Origin of the sequence: Pseudomonas sp. GM25, from assembly GCF_000282255.1 — a bacterium.
Taxonomy (GTDB): Bacteria; Pseudomonadota; Gammaproteobacteria; order Pseudomonadales; family Pseudomonadaceae; genus Aquipseudomonas; species Aquipseudomonas aphyarum.
Genome location: NZ_AKJQ01000033.1, coordinates 25,841 through 46,533 on the forward strand (window position 1 = coordinate 25,841; position 20,693 = coordinate 46,533).

A 20,693-nucleotide genomic window follows, 5' to 3' on the forward strand; every position below is an offset into this window, starting at 1 on the left:
CGCTGGCCGAGCGTCTCTGTGCGTGTCTTACTGCGGCAAAGCGGCAGCGAAGCCCGGAACATGGGCCGAAATCGCGTCGAGCAGTTCTTCCTTGCTGAAAGGCTTGGTCAAAAATTGATCGGAACCGACAATCCGCCCCTTGGCCTTGTCGAACAGCCCGTCCCGGGACGACAGCATGATCACCGGCGTGCCCTTGAACGCATTGTTGTTCTTGATTAAAGCGCAGGTCTGATAACCATCCAGACGCGGCATCATGATGTCGACAAAGATGATCCCGGGATGGTGGTCGGCGATCTTCGCCAGGGCGTCAAAACCGTCGATCGCGGTGATGACTTCGCACCCTGCATTTTTCAACAGGGTCTCGGCGGTGCGACGAATCGTTTTCGAGTCGTCGATCACCATGACCTTCAAGGCGCTGGACTGCTGTTCCATAAGGGGGCTCTACCGTCGCCTTTGCGAATCAATTTGTCCGTTTTGCGATGCGTAATGGCTGGAAACCCTTGATGTTCAAGGGCCAGCACGACATGGCAGCCTTTTTAGCACAGTCTCCTGATCCAATCTATCGACGGGTTTTTCCTTGACCGAAAACCCGCCCGGCGCCACTCTGGCGGCACTTTTTTCATACCGATCCGGTAGCCAATTTTCGAGGAAAACCCAATGAGCGTTCGCGTCGGGATTGTCATGGACCCTATCGCCAGCATTTCCTATAAAAAGGATAGCTCGCTGGCCATGCTGCTGGCGGCGCAGAAGCGCGGCTGGGAACTGTTCTATATGGAACAGAAAGACCTTTATCAGGGCGAAGGCCAGGCACGGGCGCGGATGAAGCCGCTGAAAGTCTTCGCCAACCCGGAAAAATGGTTCGAACTGGGCACCGAGCAGGATTCGCTGCTGAGCGACCTGAACGTGATCCTGATGCGCAAGGATCCGCCGTTCGACATGGAGTTCGTCTACTCCACCTACCTGCTCGAACAGGCCGAGTCGGCCGGGGTGCTGGTGGTCAACAAGCCGCAGAGCCTGCGCGACTGCAACGAAAAACTGTTCGCCACCCTGTTCCCGCAGTGCACGCCGCCGACCGTGGTCAGCCGCCGCGCCGACGTGCTGCGTGAATTTGCCGCCAAACATGGCGACGTTATCCTCAAGCCGCTGGACGGCATGGGCGGTACTTCGATTTTCCGTCACCGCGCCGGCGACCCGAACCTGTCGGTGATCCTGGAAACCCTGACCGCCCTCGGCGCCCAGCAGATCATGGGCCAGGCCTACCTCCCGGCGATCAAGGACGGCGACAAGCGCATCCTGATGATCGACGGCGAGCCGGTGGATTACTGCCTGGCGCGGATTCCGGCCCAAGGCGAAACCCGTGGCAACCTCGCGGCCGGTGGTCGTGGCGAAGCCCGCCCGTTGACCGACAAGGATCGCTGGATCGCCGCCCAGGTCGGCCCGACCTTGCGCGAAAAAGGCCTGCTGTTCGTCGGCCTGGACGTGATCGGCGAGCACCTGACCGAAATCAACGTCACCAGCCCGACCTGCATCCGCGAAATCGACAATGCCTTCGGCACCGACATCGGCGGCCTGCTGATGGATGCCATCGAGAAAAAGCTGCAAGCTTGATGTGCATCACATGCAGCCTGTCGCTTGATGCTTGAAGCTAAAGGCGTGAAACCAACATTGCGTTATCATGCGCGGCCTGTGAAAAACGCGATGTTGGTTTTCTTGTCATGACACTTCCGTCCGATCTGCCCGCTGAACTCGCCCATAAAGGCGTGCGCCCGGTCGATCGCCTCGGATTTACCCTGTTTCTCGCGGCGCTGATCCATCTGGCGCTGCTGCTCGGCGTGGGTTTCACCATGGTCGAGCCCAAGCAGATCAGCAAAACCCTGGAAATCACCCTCGCCACCTTCAAGAGCGAAAAGAAGCCGGCGAAGGCTGACTTCCTCGCCCAGGAAAACCAGGAAGGCAGCGGCACCCTCGACAAGAAGGCGATCCCCAAGACCACCGAGGTCGCGCCGTTCCAGGACAACCAGGTCAAGAAAGTCACCCCGCCGCCCGCCGCCAAGCCGGAAGTGCAGGAAGCCGCACCCAAAGCAGCGGTGACCACCGTCGCGCCGAAACCGAAAAAGGCGCCGACCAAGAAAGAAGAAGCCAAGACCGAGACCAAACCGACGGTCGACGCCCCGACCTTCGACAGCTCGCAGCTCTCCAGCGACATCGCCAGCCTCGAAGCCGAACTGGCCAACGAACAACAGCTCTACGCCAAGCGCCCGCGCATTCACCGCCTGAGCGCGGCGTCGACCATGCGCGACAAGGGCGCCTGGTACAAGGACGAGTGGCGCAAGAAGGTCGAGCGCATCGGCAACCTCAATTACCCCGACGAAGCCCGGCGCAAGCAGATCTACGGCAATCTGCGCCTGATGGTGTCGATCAACCGCGACGGCTCGCTGTATGAAGTGCTGGTGCTGGAGTCTTCCGGCCAGCCGCTGCTGGATCAGGCGGCGCAGCGCATCGTGCGACTGGCAGCCCCGTTTGCACCGTTTACCGGGGACCTGTCGGACATCGACCGGCTGGAAATCATCCGCACCTGGAAATTCGCCCGGGGCGACCGGCTGTCCAGTAACTGAATACATCGCTCCCACTTTTGATCTGGGTTGTTCTCTGATCCTCAGCTTGTCAGCTTGTCAGCTTGTCAGTTTGCCCCTTCGACGCCACACTAGCGCACATGAAAAACGTCAGCCCCAGCTACCTCAAGCATCACTTCCTGATCGCCATGCCACACATGGCCGACCCGAACTTTGCCCATACCTTGACCTACATCGTCGAGCACACGGCCAATGGCGCCATGGGGCTGGTGGTCAACCGACCGCAAGAGCTGAATCTGGCCGACATCCTCGAACAATTGCGCCCGGACATCGATCCGCCAGCGCTGTGCCAGCATGTGCCGATCTTCATCGGCGGCCCGGTGCAGACTGATCGCGGTTTTGTCCTGCACCCGGCGGGCAAGACCTTCCAGGCCACCGTCGAGCTGGACGGCGATCTGGCCCTGTCCACCTCGCAGGACGTGCTGTTCGCCATCGCCGACGGCGTGGGCCCGGCCAAAAGCGTCATCACCCTTGGTTATGCGGGCTGGGAAGCCGGGCAACTGGAGGCCGAGCTGGCCGACAACGCCTGGCTGACCTGCCCGTACGACGCCGACATCCTGTTCAACACCAGCAGTGAACTGCGCCTGGAAGCGGCGGCCAAGCACCTGGGGATCAACCTCAGCCTGCTGACCAGCCAGGCAGGACACGCCTGATGGCCCTGCGCCTGATCCTCGGCTTCGACTACGGCACCAAACAGATCGGCGTGGCGGTCGGCCAGGTGATTACCGGCCAGGCCCGCGAACTGTGCACCTTGAAGGCGCAAAACGGTGTGCCGGACTGGAATCAGGTCGAAGCCCTGATAAAGGAATGGAAGCCCGACGCCGTGGTGGTCGGCCTGCCGCTGAACATGGACGGCACGCCCAGCGAGATGTGCGCCCGCGCCGAGAAATTCGCCCGCCGCCTCAACGGCCGCTTCAACCTGCCTTTCTATACCCACGACGAACGCCTGACGACCTTCGAAGCCAAGGGCGAACGGCTGGTGCGCGGCGGACAGAAAGGCAGCTACCGCGACAACCCGGTGGACGCCATCGCCGCCGCCCTGCTGCTGCAAGGCTGGCTCGACGAAAACACCGCACTATTTGAATCCTGACAAGCGCTACGGCGCTTTTCTTTTGGTTACAACCCGAGCCACGGTTCGCGAGAACCGGCTCGACCCCAAGAAGGAGCAACCATGAGCCTGCCCAATCCCGCCGATCTGATCAGCCAGATGGCGACCCGCCTCAAGGCGCACCTTGCCCAGCGTGATATCAGCGAACCGCGTTACATCGGCATCCGCACAGGCGGCGTCTGGGTCGCCCAGGCCCTGCTCGCAGAGCTGGGCAGCGACGCGCCATTGGGCACGCTGGATGTTTCCTTCTACCGCGACGACTTCAGCCAGAACGGCCTGCACCCGCAGGTGCGCCCGTCCGCCCTGCCCTTCGAAATCGAAGGCCAGCATCTGGTGCTGATCGACGACGTACTGATGAGCGGCCGGACCATCCGCGCCGCCATGAACGAACTGTTCGACTACGGCCGCCCGGCCAGCGTGACGCTGGTCTGCCTGCTGGACCTGGACGCCGGCGAACTGCCGATCCGCCCGAACGTGGTTGGCGCGACCCTGTCGCTGGCCGCCCACGAGCGGGTCAAGCTGTCCGGGCCGGAGCTGGCCCTCGAACTGCAAGACCTTGCCCTTTAATCCGCCCTATTGAGAGTCCCCCTCGCGATGACGCCTCTAGATACCAAGCGCCCGCTGCAGCTCAATGATCAGGGCCAGCTGCGCCACTTCCTCTCGCTCGACGGCCTGCGCCGCGAGTTGCTGACGGAAATCCTCGACACCGCCGACTCGTTCCTCGAAGTCGGTGCCCGGGCCGTGAAGAAGGTCCCGTTGCTGCGCGGCAAGACCGTGTGCAACGTGTTCTTCGAAAACTCGACCCGCACCCGTACCACCTTCGAACTGGCGGCCCAGCGGCTGTCGGCGGACGTGATCACCCTGAACGTGTCGACCTCGTCGGCCAGCAAGGGCGAAACCCTGCTCGACACCCTGCGTAACCTGGAAGCCATGGCCGCCGACATGTTCGTCGTGCGCCACGGTGATTCGGGCGCTGCACACTTCATCGCCGAGCATGTCTGCCCGCAAGTGGCGATCATCAACGGCGGCGACGGCCGGCACGCGCACCCGACTCAGGGCATGCTCGACATGCTGACCATCCGCCGCCACAAGGGCGGTTTCGAAAACCTCTCGGTGGCCATCGTCGGCGACATCCTGCACTCGCGGGTGGCGCGCTCGAACATGCTCGCCCTGAAGACCCTCGGCTGCCCGGACATCCGCGTGATCGCGCCGAAGACCTTGCTGCCGATCGGCATCGAGCAGTACGGCGTGAAGGTCTACACCGACATGACCGAAGGCCTGAAAGACGTCGACGTGGTGATCATGCTGCGCCTGCAGCGTGAGCGCATGACCGGCGGCCTGCTGCCGAGCGAAGGCGAGTTCTACCGCCTGTTCGGCCTGACCACCGCGCGCCTGGCCGGCGCCAAGCCCGATTGCATCGTCATGCACCCGGGGCCGATCAACCGCGGCGTGGAGATCGAGTCGGCGGTGGCCGACGGCCCGCACTCGGTGATCCTCAATCAAGTCACCTACGGCATCGCGATCCGTATGGCCGTGCTGTCGATGGCCATGAGCGGACAAACAGCGCAGCGTCAATTCGAGCAGGAGAACGCCCAGTGAAGCTCAGCATTCTCGGCGCCCGCGTCATCGATCCAAGCAGCGGCCTGGATCAAATCACCGACATTCACGTTGAAGCCTGCAAGATCGTCGCCCTTGGCGCTGCACCGGCAGGTTTCACCGCCGTCGAAACCATCGACGCCCAAGGCCTTGTCGCCGCTCCAGGCCTCGTAGACCTGAACGTCGCCCTGCGCGAACCGGGCTACAGCCGCAAAGGCACCATCGCCAGCGAAACCCGCGCGGCTGCAGCCGGTGGCGTGACCAGCCTGTGCTGCCCGCCGAAAACCAGACCGGTGCTCGACACTTCCGCCGTGGCCGAACTGATCCTCGACCGCGCCCGCGAGGCCGGCAACACCAAGGTGTTCCCGATCGGCGCGCTGAGCAAAGGTCTGGATGGTGAACAACTGGCCGAGCTGGTTGCCCTGCGCGACGCCGGTTGCGTGGCGTTCGGCAATGGCCTCGAAAGTTTCCGCAACACTCGCACCCTGTGCCGGGCGCTGGATTACGCGGCGACTTTCGACCTGACGGTGATTTTCAACTCCCAGGATCACGACCTCGCCGACGGCGGTCTGGCCCACGAAGGCCCCACCGCCAGCTTCCTCGGCCTGCCGGGCATCCCGGAAACCGCTGAAACCGTGGCGCTGGCCCGGGATCTGCTGCTGGTCGAGCAAACCGGTGTGCGTGCTCACTTCAGCCAACTAACCAGCGCTCGCGGCGTGGCCCTGATTGCTCAGGCCCAGGCTCGTGGCTTGAAAGTCACGGCGGATGTCGCCCTGTATCAATTGATCCTGACGGACGAAGCGCTGATCGACTTCAGCAGCCTGTATCACGTGCAACCGCCGCTGCGCACCCGCGCCGACCGCGATGGTCTGCGTGAAGCGGTGAAGTCCGGCGTGGTCTCGGCGATTTCCAGCCATCATCAGCCCCACGAGCGCGATGCCAAACTGGCACCCTTCGGCGCGACCGAGCCGGGCATCAGCAGCGTCGAACTGCTGCTGCCGCTGGCGATGACCCTGGTCGAGGATGGTCTGCTGGACCTGCCGACCCTGCTGGCCCGCCTGAGCGCCGGCCCGGCCGAGGCACTGCGCCTGCCGGCGGGCAAACTGGCGGTGGGTGGCGCGGCAGATATCGTGCTGTTCGACCCGAAGGCCTCGACCGTTGCCGGCGAAACCTGGCTGTCGAAGGGCGAGAACTGCCCGTTCCTAGGCCATAGCCTGCCGGGTGTGGTGCGTTACACGCTGGTGGATGGCCGGATCAGCCATCAGGCGTAAAAAAATGGCGAGGGAGCCAGCTCCCTCGCCATCACTTACTGAAAGGCGCCCCGCCCTTCGGCATTACGCACCGACACCTGATCGTTCAGCGTCCAGAAGTCATACAGCACCCCCAGAAAGAACAACCCGCCAGTCAGCAGATACACCACCCCGCTGATCCACTTGCCCTGATACATCCGGTGCACGCCGAGCGCGCCGAGAAAGGTCAGGAGAATCCATGCCACGTTGTACTCGATCGGGCCCGCGGCGAAACGCAGGTCGGCTTCGCGATCCATCGCCGGGATCAGGAACACGTCGATCAGCCAGCCGATCCCCAGCAACCCGAAGGTGAAAAACCAGATCGTGCCGGTCACCGGTTTGCCGTAATAGAAGCGGTGAGAGCCTGTGAAACCGAAAATCCACAACAGGTAACCGATCACCTTGCTATGGGTGTCTTTTTCCTTCACACGGGGCAGCTGATAGCCGTTCATTAAGACCTCGATACACGCGATAGATAAATATTCTTTAATTCTTTGTGACTTTTTTACAGGTAGCCGACGTATGGCAAATGCTACCGTGTCTCCCGTCAAAGCCTTATAGCACCGGACTCCTGTCCGACAATTGCGTCTTTTTGCCGCTTATTTGGTTCCGTTGGCACCCGATTGAATCGACCAACGGCCTCGGAAGGGACAAAAAAGCTGTTATAAAGTTGCGCGCTATCACATGAAGAGCCCTGCCTAATGCGTCCATTTTTCAAGACATGGCTAACTATTTGCCTATTAATGCCACTGGCCGCCCACGCCACCAATCGTGAGCAACGTCTTCCAAACGTTAACGGTTTTACCCCTAAATCACATGCCTCTGCTCCATCGAACAAAGGCAAACAGGTCAAACACACCACGCTGAGCAGCAACGGCCGCAGCAAGCTGGTGCCACCGATGGCGACCAAGGAAAGCAGCAACGTCCTCAGTCGCGCGGTAAACGTCCTCGGTACACCTTACCGTTGGGGCGGCAGCAGCCCGAGTAAAGGCTTCGACTGCAGCGGTCTGGTGAAATACGCGTTCAACGACGCTACGTTCGACCTGCCACGCACCTCGAACGCCATGGCCAGCGGTCACGGCGAGAAAGTCGAACGCAAGGACCTGAAGCCGGGTGACCTGATTTTCTTCAACATCAAGAGCCGTCGGGTCAATCACGTTGCCATCTACCTGGGCAACGACCGTTTCATACATGCGCCACGGCGCGGCAAGTCGGTGAGCATCGACACACTGAACAAGCCGTACTGGGAAAAGCATTACGTCGTAGCCAAACGCGTATTGCCGAAAGAACAAGGGCAGATGCGCGTCGTTCAGCGCTGATTGCTCAGACACAAAAAATCGCAGCCCATGGGCTGCGATTTTTTTTGCCTAGAAGTTATCCGGCGTACGCGCCTTCTCCCGCGCATGTTCGCGGCTGATCAAGCCCTTGGTCACCAGATCCTTCAGGCACATGTCGAGTGTCTGCATCCCCAGCGACCCGCCGGTCTGAATCGCCGAGTACATCTGCGCCACCTTGTCCTCGCGGATCAGGTTACGGATCGCCGACGTGCCCAGCATGATCTCGTGCGCCGCCACCCGGCCACCGCCGATCTTCTTGATCAGCGTCTGCGACACCACCGCCAGCAACGACTCCGAGAGCATCGAGCGCACCATGGACTTTTCGTCCCCGGGAAACACGTCCACCACCCGGTCGATGGTCTTGGCCGCCGACGTGGTGTGCAGCGTTCCGAACACAAGATGCCCGGTTTCGGCGGCGGTGAGTGCCAGGCGGATGGTTTCCAGATCACGCATCTCGCCTACCAGAATCACATCCGGGTCTTCGCGCAGCGCTGAACGCAATGCGGTGGCGAAACTGCGGGTATCGCGGTGGACTTCACGCTGATTGATCAGGCATTTGCGCGATTCGTGGACAAATTCGATCGGATCTTCGATGGTCAGGATGTGGTGATGACGATGGGTGTTGAGGTAATCGATCATCGCCGCCAGGGTCGTGGACTTGCCGGAGCCGGTCGGTCCGGTCACCAGTACAAGCCCGCGTGGCGCATCGGTGATCTTGCGGAAGACGTCGCCCATGGCCAGGTCTTCCATGCTCAGCACTTTCGACGGGATGGTCCGGAACACCGCGCCGGCGCCACGGTTCTGGTTGAAGGCATTGACCCGAAAGCGCGCCACGCCGGGGACTTCGAAGGAAAAGTCGGTTTCCAGATGTTTCTCGAAGTCCACCCGCTGGGTGTCGTTCATGATGTCGTAGATCAGCTCGTGCACCTGTTTGTGATCCAGCGCCGGCAGATTGATCCGCCGCACATCGCCATCCACGCGGATCATCGGCGGCAGACCGGCCGACAGGTGCAGGTCGGAAGCGCCCTGTTTGGCGCTGAAGGCCAGCAGTTCAGTGATATCCATAGCGTCCCTCAATTCCAGTAGAATGCCGCGAACCTTCAGACCGCTGGCGCCTCTTGATGTCCACGATAGCAGACAACATTCTCCAGGTTAGTTCGCGCATCCAGGCAGCGACCCAAGCTGCCAATCGCAGCGAAGACAGCGTCCAGCTGCTGGCCGTGAGCAAGACCAAACCGGCACAAGCCCTGCGCGAAGCGTACGCCGCCGGCCTGCGCGACTTCGGCGAGAACTACCTGCAAGAGGCCTTGGGTAAACAGCTCGAACTGACCGACCTGCCCTTGATCTGGCACTTCATCGGCCCCATTCAGTCGAACAAGACCCGCTCGATTGCCGAGCATTTCGCCTGGGTGCACTCCGTGGATCGTCTGAAAATCGCCCAACGCCTTTCCGAACAACGCCCGGCGGATCTGCCGCCACTGAACATCTGCATTCAGGTCAACGTCAGCGGTGAGGCCAGCAAGTCCGGCTGCACGCCGCAAGACTTGCCGGCCTTGGCCCAGGCCATCAGCGCCCTGCCACGCCTGAAGCTGCGCGGGTTGATGGCGATTCCCGAGCCGACCGAAGATCGCGCCGAGCAGGACGCGGCATTCGCTGCTGTTCAGAAGTTGCAGGCCAGCCTCGATCTGCCGCTCGACACACTTTCCATGGGCATGAGCCACGACCTCGAGTCGGCCATTGCCCAGGGCGCGACCTGGGTCCGTATCGGTACGGCCCTGTTCGGCGCCCGCGACTATTCCCAATCTTGAACATTTCCAGATAAGGACCTGACATGAGCAACACACGTATTGCCTTTATCGGTGCCGGCAACATGGCCGCCAGCCTGATCGGCGGCCTGCGGGCCAAGGGTCTGGAAGCTGCACGGATTCGCGCCAGCGATCCGGGCGAAGAAACCCGCAACCGGGTCAGCGCCGAACACGGCATCGAAACCTTCGCCGACAACGCCCAGGCCATCGACGGCGCCGACGTTGTCGTGCTGGCAGTCAAGCCACAGGCCATGAAAGCCGTGTGCGAAGCGATTCGCCCGAGCCTGAAACCGAATCAACTGGTGGTCTCGATCGCCGCCGGCATCACCTGCGCCAGCATGACCGCCTGGCTGGGCGAGCAGCCGATCGTGCGCTGCATGCCGAACACCCCGGCGCTGCTGCGTCAGGGCGTGAGCGGTTTGTACGCAACCAGCGCAGTGAGCGCCGAACAACGCCAACAGGCTGAAGAACTGCTGTCCGCCGTCGGCATCGCCCTGTGGCTGAACGAAGAGCAGCAACTGGACGCGGTCACTGCGGTGTCCGGTTCCGGCCCGGCGTACTTCTTCCTGCTGATCGAAGCCATGACCGCCGCCGGCGTCAAACTCGGCCTGCCGAAGGAAACCGCCGAGCAACTGACTTTGCAGACCGCTCTGGGCGCCGCGCACATGGCCGTGTCCAGCGACGTCGACGCTGCCGAACTGCGCCGCCGCGTGACCTCCCCGGCCGGCACCACTGAAGCTGCGATCAAATCGTTCCAGGCCGGCGGCTTCGAAGCCCTGGTGGAAAAAGCACTCGGCGCCGCCGCGCACCGCTCGGCCGAAATGGCCGAACAACTGGGCAAATAAGGAGCCTTACATGATTGGATTGAACACCGCAGCGGTCTACGTGCTGCAAACCCTCGGCAGCCTGTACCTGCTGATCGTGCTGCTGCGCTTCGTCCTGCAACTGGTGCGGGCGAACTTCTACAACCCGCTGTGCCAGTTCGTGGTCAAGGCCACCCAGCCGCTGCTCAAGCCACTGCGCCGGATCATCCCGAGCATGTTCGGCCTCGACATGTCGTCGCTGGTGCTGGCGATTCTCGTGCAACTGGCGCTGATGGCGCTGACCCTGCTGCTGACCTACGGCACCACCGGCAACCCGCTGCAACTGCTGATCTGGTCGCTGATCGGCGTGACGGCGCTGTTCCTGAAGATTTTCTTCTGGGCCATGATCATCAGCATCATCCTGTCCTGGGTCGCACCGGGCAGCCACAATCCGGGCGCCGAACTGGTGAACCAGATCTGTGAACCGGCCCTGGCGCCGTTCCGCCGCATCCTGCCGAACCTCGGTGGTCTGGATCTGTCGCCGATCTTCGCCTTCCTCGTGCTGAAGCTGATCGACATGCTGGTGATCAATAACCTCGCGGCGATGACGATGATGCCGGAAATCCTGCGCCTGCTGATGTGAGCTGGTTTCGCTGGGACGGTGACGACCTGATTCTGGAATGTCACCTGCAACCGGCCGCCCGCAGCGATGATTTCTGCGGGCTGCACGGCGATCGCCTGAAGATCCGCCTGACCGCGCCGCCGGTCGAGGGCAAGGCCAATGCGTACCTGATGGGGTTTCTGGCCAAGGCTTTTGGGGTTTCCAAAAGCCAGGTCAGCCTGATCGGCGGCGAGTTGAACCGGCAGAAGCGGGTGAAGATCTGCTCGCCGAAGAAGCTCCCGGATTTGCCTGATTTGGCGCGTCCAGCCTGATCCACCGAGTCGTCTCATTCGCGAGCAGGCTCGCTCCCACATTAGATCTGTGTTCAATACAAATCCCCTGTGGGAGCGAGCCTGCTCGCGAATGGCCGCACCTCGATCAAGAGCGAACCAATCGGGCCTGATCGTTGCTTGCCGCTAACCCCACCGGTCTTTAGACTTACGCCTCATTTCAACGAGAGCAGGGTCGATGCCAGCTGCCTTTCCCCCCGATTCTGTTGGTCTGGTGACGCCGCAAACGGCGCACTTCAGCGAACCGCTGGCCCTGGCCTGCGGCCGTTCGCTGGCCGATTATGACCTGATCTACGAAACCTACGGCACGCTGAACGCGCAAGCGAGCAACGCCGTGCTGATCTGCCACGCCTTGTCCGGCCACCACCACGCCGCTGGCTACCACAGCGTCGACGACCGTAAGCCCGGTTGGTGGGACAGCTGCATCGGCCCCGGCAAACCGATCGACACCAACAAGTTCTTCGTGGTCAGCCTGAACAACCTCGGCGGTTGCAACGGCTCCACCGGCCCGAGCAGCCTCAACCCGGAAACCGGCAAGCCGTTCGGCGCCGACTTTCCGGTGCTGACCGTGGAAGACTGGGTGCACAGCCAGGCACGTCTGGCCGACCTGCTCGGCATCGGCCAGTGGGCCGCGGTGATCGGTGGCAGCCTGGGCGGCATGCAGGCGCTGCAATGGACCATCACGTATCCGGATCGCGTGCGCCACTGCCTGGCAATCGCCTCGGCCCCGAAGCTGTCGGCGCAGAACATCGCCTTCAACGAAGTGGCGCGCCAGGCGATCCTCACCGACCCGGAATTCCACGGCGGCTCGTTCCAGGAACAGGGCGTGATCCCCAAACGCGGCCTGATGCTGGCGCGGATGGTCGGGCACATCACGTATCTGTCCGACGACTCCATGGGCGAGAAATTCGGCCGCGGCCTGAAGAGCGAAAAGCTCAACTACGACTTCCACAGTGTCGAGTTCCAGGTCGAAAGCTACCTGCGCTATCAGGGCGAAGAGTTCTCCGGGCGCTTCGATGCCAACACCTATCTGTTGATGACCAAAGCGCTGGACTACTTCGATCCGGCGGCGAACTTCAACGATAACCTGGCGAAAACCTTCGAAGGTGCGAAAGCCAGGTTCTGCGTGATGTCGTTCACCACCGACTGGCGTTTCTCCCCGGCCCGCTCGCGGGAATTGGTGGACGCGCTGATGGCCGCACGCAAGGACGTCAGCTACCTGGAAATCGACGCGCCGCAAGGCCACGACGCCTTCCTGATTCCGATCCCGCGTTATTTGCAGGCGTTCGGCAATTACATGAACCGCATTACGTTGTGAGAAAGCCATGAGAGCTGATCTGGAAATCATCCAGGAATGGATCCCCGCCGGCAGCCGCGTGCTCGACCTCGGTTGCGGTGACGGCGAATTGCTGACCTGGCTGCGCGACCACAAGCAGGTCACCGGCTACGGCCTGGAAAACGACGCCGACAACATCGCGCAGTGCGTGGCCAAGGGCGTCAACGTCATCGAACAGGACCTGGACAAGGGCCTGGGCAACTTCGCCAGCAACAGCTTCGACATCGTGGTGATGACCCAGGCCCTGCAAGCCGTGCACTACCCGGACAAGATCCTCGACGAAATGCTGCGGGTCGGACGCCAGTGCATCATCACGTTCCCGAATTTCGGTCACTGGCGCTGCCGCTGGTACTTGGCGAGCAAGGGCCGGATGCCGGTGTCGGAATTCCTGCCGTACACCTGGTACAACACGCCGAACATTCACTTCTGCACCTTCGAAGACTTTGAAGAACTTTGTCGCGAACGTGAGGCGAAGGTCATTGATCGGCTTGCCGTAGATCAACAGCACCGCCACGGGTGGGCCAGTAAGCTATGGCCTAATCTGTTAGGTGAGATCGGTATCTACCGCGTCAGCAGCCCGGGGCTTGCGGATCACAGAATCGCGGTCTGAACCACGACATTGCGAGGAGAACGAACATGGGACGCTTGATTACCGCGCTATTGGCCGCCTGCCTGAGCCTGTCGGCCGTGGCCGCCGATGCCATCAAGGGCGAACGCAAGGAAGTGTTCGGTGATGTCACCGTGCATTACAACACCTTCAACTCGACCTTCCTGACGCCGGACATCGCCAAGGCTGCCGAGCTGATCCGCAGCAAGAACCAGGGCGTGATCAATGTCTCGGTGATCAAGGACGGCAAACCGCTGATCGCCCAGGTCACCGGCACCGTCAAGGACCTGACCAGCCAGAGCGTGCCGCTGACCTTCCGCCAGATCACCGAACAGGGCGCGATCTACTACATCGCCCAGTACCCGGTGGAGCAGCAGGAAACCCGCACCTTTGAAATCAAGGTGCAGACCGGCGACAAGATCAACACCATCAATTTCAACCAAGAGCTTTTCCCTGGCCAATGATCAATCTCAAGCAACTCGTACTGGCCAGCCATAACGCCGGCAAACTCAAGGAACTCCAAGCCATGCTCGGCGAATCGGTGCAATTGCGCTCGATTGGCGAATTCAGCAGCGTGGAGCCGGAAGAAACCGGTCTGTCGTTCGTCGAGAACGCGATCCTCAAGGCACGAAATGCCGCGCGCATCTCAGGGCTGCCGGCGTTGGCCGACGATTCGGGCCTGGCGGTGGATTTCCTTGGCGGCGCGCCGGGCATCTACTCGGCGCGCTACGCCGACGGCAAGGGCGACGCGGCGAACAATGCCAAACTGCTTGACGCCTTGAAGGACGTGCCTGAAGCCGAGCGCGGCGCGCAGTTCGTCTGCGTGCTGGCGCTGGTGCGTCACGCCGACGATCCGCTGCCAATTCTCTGCGAAGGCCTGTGGCACGGGCGCATTCTGACCGCCGCCAGCGGTGAGCACGGTTTCGGCTACGACCCGCTGTTCTGGGTGCCGGAGCGTAACGTGTCCAGCGCCGAGCTGAGCCCGAGCGACAAGAACCAGATCAGCCACCGCGCCCGTGCAATGGATCTGCTGCGCCAGCGTCTGGGCTTGAAATGACCGATAGTTCCTCCGCGTCGTCGCTGATTATCGGTGGCGCCGCCTCCTCGCCTCGGGCGCCGTTGCCGACGCTGCCGCCCCTGGCGCTGTACATCCACATCCCGTGGTGTGTGCGCAAATGCCCCTATTGCGACTTCAACTCCCACACCGCCAGCCCGGTGCTGCCGGAGCAGGAATACGTCGACGCGATGCTGGCCGACCTCGATCAGGATCTTCACGCGGTGTACGGCCGTGAGTTGAGTTCGATCTTCTTTGGCGGCGGCACGCCGAGCCTGTTCAGCGCCGAAGCCCTGGGTCGCTTGCTGGAAGGTGTGAAACAGCGCATTCCATTTGCCGACGACATCGAAATCACCCTGGAAGCCAACCCCGGAACCTTCGAACAAGAGAAGTTCGTCGCCTACCGCAAACTGGGGATCAATCGCCTGTCGATCGGCATCCAGAGCTTCCAGCAGGAAAAGCTCAAGGCCCTCGGCCGTATCCACAACGGCGACGAAGCCATCCGCGCCGCCGGCATGGCGCGCCAGGCCGGGTTCGATAACTTCAACCTCGACTTGATGCACGGCTTGCCGGACCAGTCGCTGGACGATGCCCTGAGCGATCTGCGCCAGGCGATCGAGCTGAAGCCGACGCACATTTCCTGGTATCAGCTGACACTGGAGCCGAACACCGTTTTCTGGAACCAGCCGCCAGTGCTGCCGGAAGACGACACGCTGTGGGACATTCAAGAGGCCGGACAGGCGCTGCTGGCCGAGCACGGTTACGCGCAGTACGAAGTTTCGGCCTACGCCCAACCGGGTCGCCCGGCGCGACACAACCTCAATTATTGGAGCTTCGGCGACTTCATCGGCATCGGCGCCGGCGCCCACGGCAAGCTCAGTCACCCGGACGGGCGCATCGTGCGCACCTGGAAGACGCGCCTGCCGAAGGATTACCTCAACCCGGCCAAAAGCTTTCAGGCCGGCGAGAAGGCCCTGACCAACGACGAGATGCCGTTCGAGTTCCTGATGAACGCCCTGCGCCTGACCGCCGGCGTCGAATCGCGCCTGTATCCGGAGCGCACCGGCCTGCCGCTGGAAAGCCTCGACGAACACCGGCGCGAGGCCGAACAAAGCGGTCTGTTGCAGGTCGAACCGTCACGTCTGGCGGCCACCGAGCGCGGACAACTGTTCCTCAACGACTTGCTGCAGAAATTTCTGAGCTGACCGCTCTTAAGGAAACCGCATGGATTTGATACTCGACCTGCTCGCCACCGTGTCCCGCTGGAGTCGCAGCAACCTCTCGGAAATCGCTTTGGCGCTGGTGGGCTGTCTGCTGGTGCTGTTCGGCGCTGACTTCAAGGCTTGGGTCGAACAGCGCCTGGGCAGCATCGCCGGCGCCCTGCGCGTCCCGCTGATGGCCCTGCTGTGCCTGATCGGCAGCGGCGCGGCGCTGATCTACGCGACGCCGTGGGTGGTGAAGGGGCTGAGCCAGTTCAACAACTACAGCCTGGCGCCGGTGTTGTTGGTGGTGCTGGTGTTGATTGGCGTGGTCGCGGATCGCCGCTGACCGCGCATTGAAAACAGACAGGGAAGTTCATGAGTAAGAAACTGCTGGACGAAACAAGCAAATTTCTCAGCTTCGTGCTGCGCCATGAGCCTCAGGCGATTGGCCTGGCGCTGGATTCCGAAGGTTGGGCGCACATCGACGCCTTGATTGATGGCGCGGCGCGGGACGGCAGAACGCTGGATCGCACGCTGATTGAAAACGTCGTGGCGAGCAGTGACAAGAAGCGCTTTTCGATCTCCGCAGACGGTCAGTCGATTCGTGCGGTTCAGGGGCACTCGACGAAAAGCGTGGAACTGCAATTCGAAGAAAAGCAGCCTCCGGAAACGCTTTATCACGGCACCGCGACGCGTTTCATGGACTCGATCAACGAGCAGGGATTGATCCCCGGCTCACGTCATCACGTGCATCTGTCCCAGGAAACTGCCACCGCTTCAGCGGTTGGCCAACGTTACGGAACGGTCGTGATTCTGCAAGTCGCCGCGCGGCAAATGCAGGAACAGGGTTTCAAGTTCTATCAGGCCGAGAATGGGGTCTGGCTGACTGAGCGGGTTCCGGCGGTGTTTCTTTCTACGGTGTAATTTTCGAGTACTGCCAAAACAACTGTGGGAGCCATTGGCTCCCACAGTTTTATTGCGTGATGCTTAAGCGAGCTTTTCGAACTTCAGATCCCACACGCCATGTCCAAGACGTTCGCCGCGGCGTTCGAACTTGGTGATCGGGCGTTCGGCCGGGCGAGGTACGCACTTGCCGTCTTCGGCGAGGTTGCGATAGCCCGGAGCGACGTTCATCACTTCCAGCATGTATTCGGCGTACGGCTCCCAGTCGGTGGCCATGTGCAGAATGCCGCCGACTTTCAGCTTGCTGCGCACCAGTTCAGCGAAGGACGCCTGAACGATGCGGCGCTTGTGATGACGGCTCTTGTGCCACGGATCCGGGAAGAACAGCATCAGGCGATCAAGGCTGTTGTCGGCGATGCAGCGGTTGAGCACTTCGATCGCGTCGCAATCGTAGACCCGCAGGTTGGTCAGGCCCTGAGTCAGCACGCCGTTGAGCAGCGCACCGACACCCGGACGGTGAACCTCGACACCGATGAAATCCTGTTCCGGCGCAGCGGCGGCCATTTCCAGCAGCGAGTGACCCATGCCGAAACCGATTTCCAGCGAGCGCGGCGCGGAACGGCCGAACACCTGGTCGTAATCCACCGCCGCGTCGGCCAGCGGCAGGACGAACTTCGGCGCGCCCTGATCCAGGCCGCGCTGCTGGCCTTCGGTCATGCGCCCGGCGCGCATCACGAAACTCTTGATGCGGCGGTGTTGGCGCTCGTCGCCTTCTTCCGTCTGGATTGGCGTGTCGTTCGATTCAGTCATCAATAGCTCTTACTTGATCAGACCATCCAGCGGCGAAGAGGCGCTGGCATAGAGTTTTTTCGGCATGCGGCCGGCGAGGTAGGCCAGGCGGCCCGCGACGATCGCGTGTTTCATGGCTTCGGCCATCATGATCGGCTGCTGGGCGTGGGCGATGGCCGAGTTCATCAGCACGGCGTCACAGCCCAGCTCCATCGAGATGGTGGCGTCGGAAGCGGTGCCGACACCGGCATCCACCAACACCGGGATCTTGGCTTCTTCGAGGATGATCTGCAGGTTGTACGGGTTGCAGATCCCCAGGCCCGAGCCGATCAGACCGGCCAGCGGCATCACCGCGATGCAGCCGATTTCCGCCAGTTGCCGGGCGATGATCGGGTCGTCACTGGTGTAGACCATCACGTCGAAGCCTTCCTTGACCAGCACTTCGGCGGCCTTGAGGGTTTCGATCACGTTGGGGAACAGGGTTTTCTGGTCGGCCAGCACTTCCAGCTTCACCAGGTTGTGGCCGTCGAGCAGCTCACGAGCCAGACGGCAGGTGCGCACGGCTTCGACTGCGTCGTAGCAGCCGGCGGTGTTCGGCAGGAAGGTGTAGCGATCCGGCGACAGCACTTCGAGCAGGTTCGGCTCGCCTTCGATCTGGCCCAGGTTGGTGCGGCGCACGGCGAAGGTGACGATCTCGGCACCCGAGGCTTCGATGGCCAGGCGGGTTTCTTCCATGTCACGGTACTTGCCGGTACCGACCAGCAAACGCGACTGGTAAGTACGACCGGCCAGAACGAAAGGCTTGTCGCTACGAACGATGCTCATGGGGAATCCTCTGTTGGGGTGAGGGTCTTGCAGAATTCTCGGCCCATGCAGGCCTGGCGATCAGCCGCCGCCGATGGCGTGCACCACTTCGACGTTGTCGCCGTCGTTGAGCGTGGTGTCGGCATGCTGGCTGCGCGGGACGATATCCAGATTGAGTTCGACCGCGACGCGGCGTCCGGTCAGGTCCAGACGGGTCAGCAGGGCCGCAACGGTTTCACCGTCGGGCAGTTCAAAGGATTCACCGTTCAACTGAATGCGCATGCGCAACGCCGCCATCACTTTTTAGGGGGTGGCATTCTAGCCCGATCATGACCTAAAGGTCAGCACCAAGCGTCAAGCGGTTGGATGCAGGCGCCAGGCGGCGAGTCCGAGGCACAGCCAGCCGATCAGGAACGCCAGACCACCGAACGGGGTGATGATGCCGAGCTTGCCGATGCCTATGGTGGTCAGCAGGTACAGGCTGCCGGAGAACAACAGGATGCCGATGCTGAACGAGATGCCGGCCCAGGCGATCAGACGCCCCTGCAGCTGGGTGGCCAGCAGCGCCACGCCGAACAGCGCCAGTGCGTGCACCAACTGGTAGGTGACGCCGGTGTGGAAGATCGCCAGATACTCCGGGGTCAGGCGGTTTTTCAGGCCATGGGCGGCGAATGCGCCGAGGCCGACACCGGTGAAACCAAAGAAGGCAGCCAGCATCAGAAAGCTACGCAGCATGTAGAACTCCAGTCAGACTCGATCGGCAGGGTCTGTATAATGGCCCGCTCAACCGGTTCGGCCAAGCCATCTCTATGCTGCGTTTATTTCTCCGTCGTTTCACGAAGGCCCTGCTCTGGTTCGCGGGCGGCAGCGTATTGCTGGTATTGGTGTTTCGCTTCGTGCCGCCACCGGGCACGGCGCTGATGGTCGAGCGCAAGATCGAATCCTGGGTCGACGGCGAGCCGATCGATCTGCAACGCACCTGGAAACCCTGGGACGAGATCTCCGATGACCTGAAGGTCGCGGTGATTGCCGGGGAAGACCAGAAATTCCCCGAGCATTGGGGTTTTGACCTGAGCGCGATCAAGGCCGCACTGGCCCACAACGAACTCGGCGGTTCGATTCGCGGCGCCAGCACCCTGAGCCAGCAAGTGTCGAAGAACCTGTTCCTGTGGTCCGGCCGCAGTTATCTGCGCAAGGGCCTGGAGGCCTGGTTCACCGCGCTGATTGAAGTGTTCTGGCCGAAGCAGCGGATTCTCGAGGTGTACCTGAACAGCGTCGAGTGGGATGACGGCGTGTTTGGTGCCGAAGCGGCGGCAAGGCATCACTTTGGCGTAGGCGCCAGGTCGCTGTCCCGGCAGCAGGCGAGTTATCTCGCGGCTGTGCTGCCAAATCCCCGGGTCTGGAGTGCCAGTCATCCGACCGCTTACGTGTCACGCCGTGCCGGCTGGATTCGTCAGCAGATGAGCCAGCTGGGTGGCGACAGCTATTTGCTGACGCTCAATGATTCGCGCCGCGCGCCCTGGGCCCAATGACGTTCTGACAGGCAAACAAAAACGCCCCGATCATCACTGATCGGGGCGTTTTTTATTGCCGGACTGCCGGTTATGCGGCAATCGACAACTTGAGCTTGTTCATCGCGCTCTTCTCGAGCTGACGGATTCGCTCGGCCGACACGTTGTACTTCTGCGCCAGGTCGTGCAGCGTGGCTTTCTCTTCTGCCAGCCAGCGTTGGTAGAGGATGTCGCGGCTGCGTTCGTCCAGCACTTCCAGCGCTTCGTGCAGGTTGTGATTGGAGTTGTCGCTCCAGTCGGCATCTTCCAGTTGACGCGCCGGATCGTACCGGTGGTCTTCCAGGTAGTTGGCCGGCGACTGGAAAGCGCTGTCGTCGTCCGCTTCCGCAGCCGGGTCGAAGGCCATGTCATGGCCGGTCAGGCGACTTTCCATCTCACGCACTTCACGCGGCTCGACGCCGAGGCTTTCCGCCACACGGTGGACTTCCTCGTTGTTCAGCCAGGCCAGACGTTTCTTCTGGCTGCGCAGGTTGAAGAACAGCTTGCGCTGGGCCTTGGTGGTCGCGACTTTCACGATCCGCCAGTTGCGCAGGATGAACTCGTGAATCTCGGCCTTGATCCAGTGCACCGCGAAGGACACCAGACGCACGCCCATTTCCGGGTTGAAACGCTTCACGGCCTTCATCAGGCCGACGTTACCTTCCTGGATCAGGTCAGCCTGAGCCAGACCGTAGCCGGAATAGCTACGGGCGATGTGTACGACAAACCGCAGGTGGGCGAGCACCATCTGCCGAGCCGCCCCCAAATCCTGCTCATAGTAGAGACTCTCGGCCAGTTCACGCTCCTGCTCCGGCGTCAGCAATGGAATGCTGTTGACGGTGTGCACGTAGGCTTCCAGGTTTGCGCCTGGAACCAATGCATACGCAGGTTGCAAAGAATTGGACATACGGAAAAACCTCCGACTT

28 protein-coding genes are annotated in these 20,693 nt (G+C 61.7%); 20 read left to right on the forward strand and 8 right to left on the reverse strand.

Annotation, left to right across the window (positions count from 1 at the left end; genetic code table 11):
• Positions 1 to 27 precede the first annotated feature (27 nt).
• On the reverse strand, positions 28 to 432 hold the full coding sequence (gene pilG / locus PMI24_RS09780; RefSeq protein ID WP_007953330.1) for a twitching motility response regulator PilG: 405 nt from the start codon (positions 430 to 432) through the stop codon (positions 28 to 30).
• A 225-nt stretch (positions 433 to 657) separates the two neighbouring features.
• Here pilG and gshB point away from each other — a divergent pair, with 225 nt between their 5' ends.
• The 7 genes from gshB (at position 658) to PMI24_RS09815 (ending at position 6,608) form a co-directional block, all read left to right on the forward strand.
• Entirely contained in the window at positions 658 to 1,608 is a 951-nt protein-coding gene (gene gshB, locus PMI24_RS09785) for a glutathione synthase (protein ID WP_007953331.1), read from the forward strand.
• Between the two features lie 107 nt (positions 1,609 to 1,715).
• Positions 1,716 to 2,615 (forward strand): energy transducer TonB, encoded by a 900-nt coding sequence (locus PMI24_RS09790; protein ID WP_007953332.1) that lies wholly within the window; start codon positions 1,716 to 1,718, stop codon positions 2,613 to 2,615.
• A 98-nt stretch (positions 2,616 to 2,713) separates the two neighbouring features.
• Positions 2,714 to 3,286, forward strand: a complete 573-nt coding sequence (locus PMI24_RS09795) for a YqgE/AlgH family protein (RefSeq protein WP_007953333.1) — start codon at positions 2,714 to 2,716, stop codon at positions 3,284 to 3,286.
• A complete protein-coding gene (gene ruvX / locus PMI24_RS09800; RefSeq protein WP_007953334.1) occupies positions 3,286 to 3,723 on the forward strand; it encodes a Holliday junction resolvase RuvX in 438 nt (145 codons plus the stop codon). The genes PMI24_RS09795 and ruvX overlap by 1 nt, the downstream gene beginning before the upstream one ends.
• A gap of 81 nt (positions 3,724 to 3,804) precedes the next feature.
• Positions 3,805 to 4,308 carry a bifunctional pyr operon transcriptional regulator/uracil phosphoribosyltransferase PyrR gene (gene pyrR, locus PMI24_RS09805; RefSeq protein WP_007953335.1) on the forward strand — a complete coding sequence of 168 codons (504 nt, stop codon included), beginning with the start codon at positions 3,805 to 3,807 and terminating at the stop codon, positions 4,306 to 4,308.
• A 27-nt stretch (positions 4,309 to 4,335) separates the two neighbouring features.
• Entirely contained in the window at positions 4,336 to 5,340 is a 1,005-nt protein-coding gene (locus PMI24_RS09810; protein ID WP_007913665.1) for an aspartate carbamoyltransferase catalytic subunit, read from the forward strand.
• The gene (locus tag PMI24_RS09815; RefSeq protein WP_007953339.1) at positions 5,337 to 6,608 is read left to right on the forward strand and encodes a dihydroorotase; all 1,272 of its coding nucleotides are present in this window, start codon (positions 5,337 to 5,339) and stop codon (positions 6,606 to 6,608) included. The genes PMI24_RS09810 and PMI24_RS09815 overlap by 4 nt, the downstream gene beginning before the upstream one ends.
• A gap of 35 nt (positions 6,609 to 6,643) precedes the next feature.
• Here the strand turns inward: PMI24_RS09815 and PMI24_RS09820 are convergent, their stop codons facing one another.
• Complete coding sequence (locus PMI24_RS09820) at positions 6,644 to 7,078, reverse strand: NINE protein (RefSeq protein WP_007953343.1); 435 nt, start codon at positions 7,076 to 7,078, stop codon at positions 6,644 to 6,646.
• Between the two features lie 249 nt (positions 7,079 to 7,327).
• Here PMI24_RS09820 and PMI24_RS09825 point away from each other — a divergent pair, with 249 nt between their 5' ends.
• The gene (locus PMI24_RS09825) at positions 7,328 to 7,945 is read left to right on the forward strand and encodes a C40 family peptidase (RefSeq protein ID WP_007953345.1); all 618 of its coding nucleotides are present in this window, start codon (positions 7,328 to 7,330) and stop codon (positions 7,943 to 7,945) included.
• Positions 7,946 to 7,993: 48 nt separating this feature from the next.
• Here the strand turns inward: PMI24_RS09825 and PMI24_RS09830 are convergent, their stop codons facing one another.
• Positions 7,994 to 9,028 (reverse strand): type IV pilus twitching motility protein PilT, encoded by a 1,035-nt coding sequence (locus PMI24_RS09830; protein ID WP_007953348.1) that lies wholly within the window; start codon positions 9,026 to 9,028, stop codon positions 7,994 to 7,996.
• A 56-nt stretch (positions 9,029 to 9,084) separates the two neighbouring features.
• On the opposite strand from PMI24_RS09830, the gene PMI24_RS09835 reads away from it, so the two are divergent.
• From PMI24_RS09835 to PMI24_RS09885, 11 genes are all read left to right on the forward strand, one after another.
• Entirely contained in the window at positions 9,085 to 9,771 is a 687-nt protein-coding gene (locus PMI24_RS09835) for a YggS family pyridoxal phosphate-dependent enzyme (protein WP_007953351.1), read from the forward strand.
• 23 nt (positions 9,772 to 9,794) lie between these two features.
• Positions 9,795 to 10,613, forward strand: coding sequence for a pyrroline-5-carboxylate reductase (gene proC / locus PMI24_RS09840; RefSeq protein ID WP_007953353.1), 819 nt, complete (start codon positions 9,795 to 9,797; stop codon positions 10,611 to 10,613).
• Positions 10,614 to 10,623: 10 nt separating this feature from the next.
• Positions 10,624 to 11,214, forward strand: coding sequence for a YggT family protein (locus tag PMI24_RS09845; RefSeq protein WP_007953355.1), 591 nt, complete (start codon positions 10,624 to 10,626; stop codon positions 11,212 to 11,214).
• Positions 11,211 to 11,504: a DUF167 domain-containing protein gene (locus PMI24_RS09850; RefSeq protein ID WP_007953358.1), complete on the forward strand. Its 294-nt coding sequence runs from the start codon at positions 11,211 to 11,213 to the stop codon at positions 11,502 to 11,504. Before PMI24_RS09845 ends, PMI24_RS09850 begins: the two co-directional genes overlap by 4 nt.
• 196 nt (positions 11,505 to 11,700) lie before the next feature.
• The gene (gene metX / locus PMI24_RS09855; protein WP_007953360.1) at positions 11,701 to 12,840 is read left to right on the forward strand and encodes a homoserine O-succinyltransferase MetX; all 1,140 of its coding nucleotides are present in this window, start codon (positions 11,701 to 11,703) and stop codon (positions 12,838 to 12,840) included.
• A gap of 7 nt (positions 12,841 to 12,847) precedes the next feature.
• Positions 12,848 to 13,468, forward strand: a complete 621-nt coding sequence (gene metW, locus PMI24_RS09860; RefSeq protein ID WP_007953362.1) for a methionine biosynthesis protein MetW — start codon at positions 12,848 to 12,850, stop codon at positions 13,466 to 13,468.
• A 26-nt stretch (positions 13,469 to 13,494) separates the two neighbouring features.
• Positions 13,495 to 13,929 (forward strand): DUF4426 domain-containing protein, encoded by a 435-nt coding sequence (locus PMI24_RS09865; protein WP_007953365.1) that lies wholly within the window; start codon positions 13,495 to 13,497, stop codon positions 13,927 to 13,929.
• On the forward strand, positions 13,926 to 14,522 hold the full coding sequence (rdgB, locus tag PMI24_RS09870; RefSeq protein ID WP_007953366.1) for an RdgB/HAM1 family non-canonical purine NTP pyrophosphatase: 597 nt from the start codon (positions 13,926 to 13,928) through the stop codon (positions 14,520 to 14,522). Before PMI24_RS09865 ends, rdgB begins: the two co-directional genes overlap by 4 nt.
• Positions 14,519 to 15,724, forward strand: a complete 1,206-nt coding sequence (hemW, locus tag PMI24_RS09875) for a radical SAM family heme chaperone HemW (protein WP_007953367.1) — start codon at positions 14,519 to 14,521, stop codon at positions 15,722 to 15,724. The genes rdgB and hemW overlap by 4 nt, the downstream gene beginning before the upstream one ends.
• A 19-nt stretch (positions 15,725 to 15,743) precedes the next feature.
• Positions 15,744 to 16,067, forward strand: coding sequence for a DUF3392 domain-containing protein (locus PMI24_RS09880; protein WP_007953368.1), 324 nt, complete (start codon positions 15,744 to 15,746; stop codon positions 16,065 to 16,067).
• Positions 16,068 to 16,096: 29 nt separating this feature from the next.
• A complete protein-coding gene (locus tag PMI24_RS09885; RefSeq protein ID WP_007953371.1) occupies positions 16,097 to 16,645 on the forward strand; it encodes an RNA 2'-phosphotransferase in 549 nt (182 codons plus the stop codon).
• Positions 16,646 to 16,708: 63 nt separating this feature from the next.
• Here PMI24_RS09885 and trmB read toward each other — a convergent pair whose 3' ends face one another.
• From trmB to PMI24_RS09905, 4 genes are all read right to left on the reverse strand, one after another.
• Positions 16,709 to 17,434: a tRNA (guanosine(46)-N7)-methyltransferase TrmB gene (gene trmB, locus PMI24_RS09890; RefSeq protein ID WP_007953378.1), complete on the reverse strand. Its 726-nt coding sequence runs from the start codon at positions 17,432 to 17,434 to the stop codon at positions 16,709 to 16,711.
• Positions 17,435 to 17,443: 9 nt separating this feature from the next.
• Positions 17,444 to 18,238, reverse strand: coding sequence for a thiazole synthase (locus PMI24_RS09895; RefSeq protein ID WP_007953385.1), 795 nt, complete (start codon positions 18,236 to 18,238; stop codon positions 17,444 to 17,446).
• Positions 18,239 to 18,298: 60 nt separating this feature from the next.
• Entirely contained in the window at positions 18,299 to 18,499 is a 201-nt protein-coding gene (gene thiS, locus PMI24_RS09900) for a sulfur carrier protein ThiS (protein WP_007953386.1), read from the reverse strand.
• Positions 18,500 to 18,571: 72 nt separating this feature from the next.
• The gene (locus tag PMI24_RS09905; protein WP_007953388.1) at positions 18,572 to 18,952 is read right to left on the reverse strand and encodes a DUF423 domain-containing protein; all 381 of its coding nucleotides are present in this window, start codon (positions 18,950 to 18,952) and stop codon (positions 18,572 to 18,574) included.
• A 74-nt stretch (positions 18,953 to 19,026) separates the two neighbouring features.
• Between PMI24_RS09905 and mtgA the strand changes: the two genes are divergently transcribed.
• Entirely contained in the window at positions 19,027 to 19,749 is a 723-nt protein-coding gene (mtgA, locus tag PMI24_RS09910; protein ID WP_007953390.1) for a monofunctional biosynthetic peptidoglycan transglycosylase, read from the forward strand.
• A gap of 70 nt (positions 19,750 to 19,819) precedes the next feature.
• Here the strand turns inward: mtgA and rpoH are convergent, their stop codons facing one another.
• A complete protein-coding gene (gene rpoH / locus PMI24_RS09915; RefSeq protein ID WP_007953393.1) occupies positions 19,820 to 20,674 on the reverse strand; it encodes an RNA polymerase sigma factor RpoH in 855 nt (284 codons plus the stop codon).
• Positions 20,675 to 20,693 lie beyond the last annotated feature (19 nt).

Coding starts and splice junctions, on each gene's coding strand:
- pilG (WP_007953330.1), bottom strand. CDS start 432: ATGGAACAGCAGTCCAGCGCCTTGAAGGTCATGGTGATCGACGACTCG.
- gshB (WP_007953331.1), top strand. CDS start 658: ATGAGCGTTCGCGTCGGGATTGTCATGGACCCTATCGCCAGCATTTCC.
- PMI24_RS09790 (WP_007953332.1), top strand. CDS start 1,716: ATGACACTTCCGTCCGATCTGCCCGCTGAACTCGCCCATAAAGGCGTG.
- PMI24_RS09795 (WP_007953333.1), top strand. CDS start 2,714: ATGAAAAACGTCAGCCCCAGCTACCTCAAGCATCACTTCCTGATCGCC.
- ruvX (WP_007953334.1), top strand. CDS start 3,286: ATGGCCCTGCGCCTGATCCTCGGCTTCGACTACGGCACCAAACAGATC.
- pyrR (WP_007953335.1), top strand. CDS start 3,805: ATGAGCCTGCCCAATCCCGCCGATCTGATCAGCCAGATGGCGACCCGC.
- PMI24_RS09810 (WP_007913665.1), top strand. CDS start 4,336: ATGACGCCTCTAGATACCAAGCGCCCGCTGCAGCTCAATGATCAGGGC.
- PMI24_RS09820 (WP_007953343.1), bottom strand. CDS start 7,078: ATGAACGGCTATCAGCTGCCCCGTGTGAAGGAAAAAGACACCCATAGC.
- PMI24_RS09825 (WP_007953345.1), top strand. CDS start 7,328: ATGCGTCCATTTTTCAAGACATGGCTAACTATTTGCCTATTAATGCCA.
- PMI24_RS09830 (WP_007953348.1), bottom strand. CDS start 9,028: ATGGATATCACTGAACTGCTGGCCTTCAGCGCCAAACAGGGCGCTTCC.
- PMI24_RS09835 (WP_007953351.1), top strand. CDS start 9,085: ATGTCCACGATAGCAGACAACATTCTCCAGGTTAGTTCGCGCATCCAG.
- proC (WP_007953353.1), top strand. CDS start 9,795: ATGAGCAACACACGTATTGCCTTTATCGGTGCCGGCAACATGGCCGCC.
- PMI24_RS09845 (WP_007953355.1), top strand. CDS start 10,624: ATGATTGGATTGAACACCGCAGCGGTCTACGTGCTGCAAACCCTCGGC.
- metX (WP_007953360.1), top strand. CDS start 11,701: ATGCCAGCTGCCTTTCCCCCCGATTCTGTTGGTCTGGTGACGCCGCAA.
- metW (WP_007953362.1), top strand. CDS start 12,848: ATGAGAGCTGATCTGGAAATCATCCAGGAATGGATCCCCGCCGGCAGC.
- PMI24_RS09865 (WP_007953365.1), top strand. CDS start 13,495: ATGGGACGCTTGATTACCGCGCTATTGGCCGCCTGCCTGAGCCTGTCG.
- rdgB (WP_007953366.1), top strand. CDS start 13,926: ATGATCAATCTCAAGCAACTCGTACTGGCCAGCCATAACGCCGGCAAA.
- hemW (WP_007953367.1), top strand. CDS start 14,519: ATGACCGATAGTTCCTCCGCGTCGTCGCTGATTATCGGTGGCGCCGCC.
- PMI24_RS09880 (WP_007953368.1), top strand. CDS start 15,744: ATGGATTTGATACTCGACCTGCTCGCCACCGTGTCCCGCTGGAGTCGC.
- PMI24_RS09885 (WP_007953371.1), top strand. CDS start 16,097: ATGAGTAAGAAACTGCTGGACGAAACAAGCAAATTTCTCAGCTTCGTG.
- trmB (WP_007953378.1), bottom strand. CDS start 17,434: ATGACTGAATCGAACGACACGCCAATCCAGACGGAAGAAGGCGACGAG.
- PMI24_RS09895 (WP_007953385.1), bottom strand. CDS start 18,238: ATGAGCATCGTTCGTAGCGACAAGCCTTTCGTTCTGGCCGGTCGTACT.
- thiS (WP_007953386.1), bottom strand. CDS start 18,499: ATGCGCATTCAGTTGAACGGTGAATCCTTTGAACTGCCCGACGGTGAA.
- PMI24_RS09905 (WP_007953388.1), bottom strand. CDS start 18,952: ATGCTGCGTAGCTTTCTGATGCTGGCTGCCTTCTTTGGTTTCACCGGT.
- mtgA (WP_007953390.1), top strand. CDS start 19,027: ATGCTGCGTTTATTTCTCCGTCGTTTCACGAAGGCCCTGCTCTGGTTC.
- rpoH (WP_007953393.1), bottom strand. CDS start 20,674: ATGTCCAATTCTTTGCAACCTGCGTATGCATTGGTTCCAGGCGCAAAC.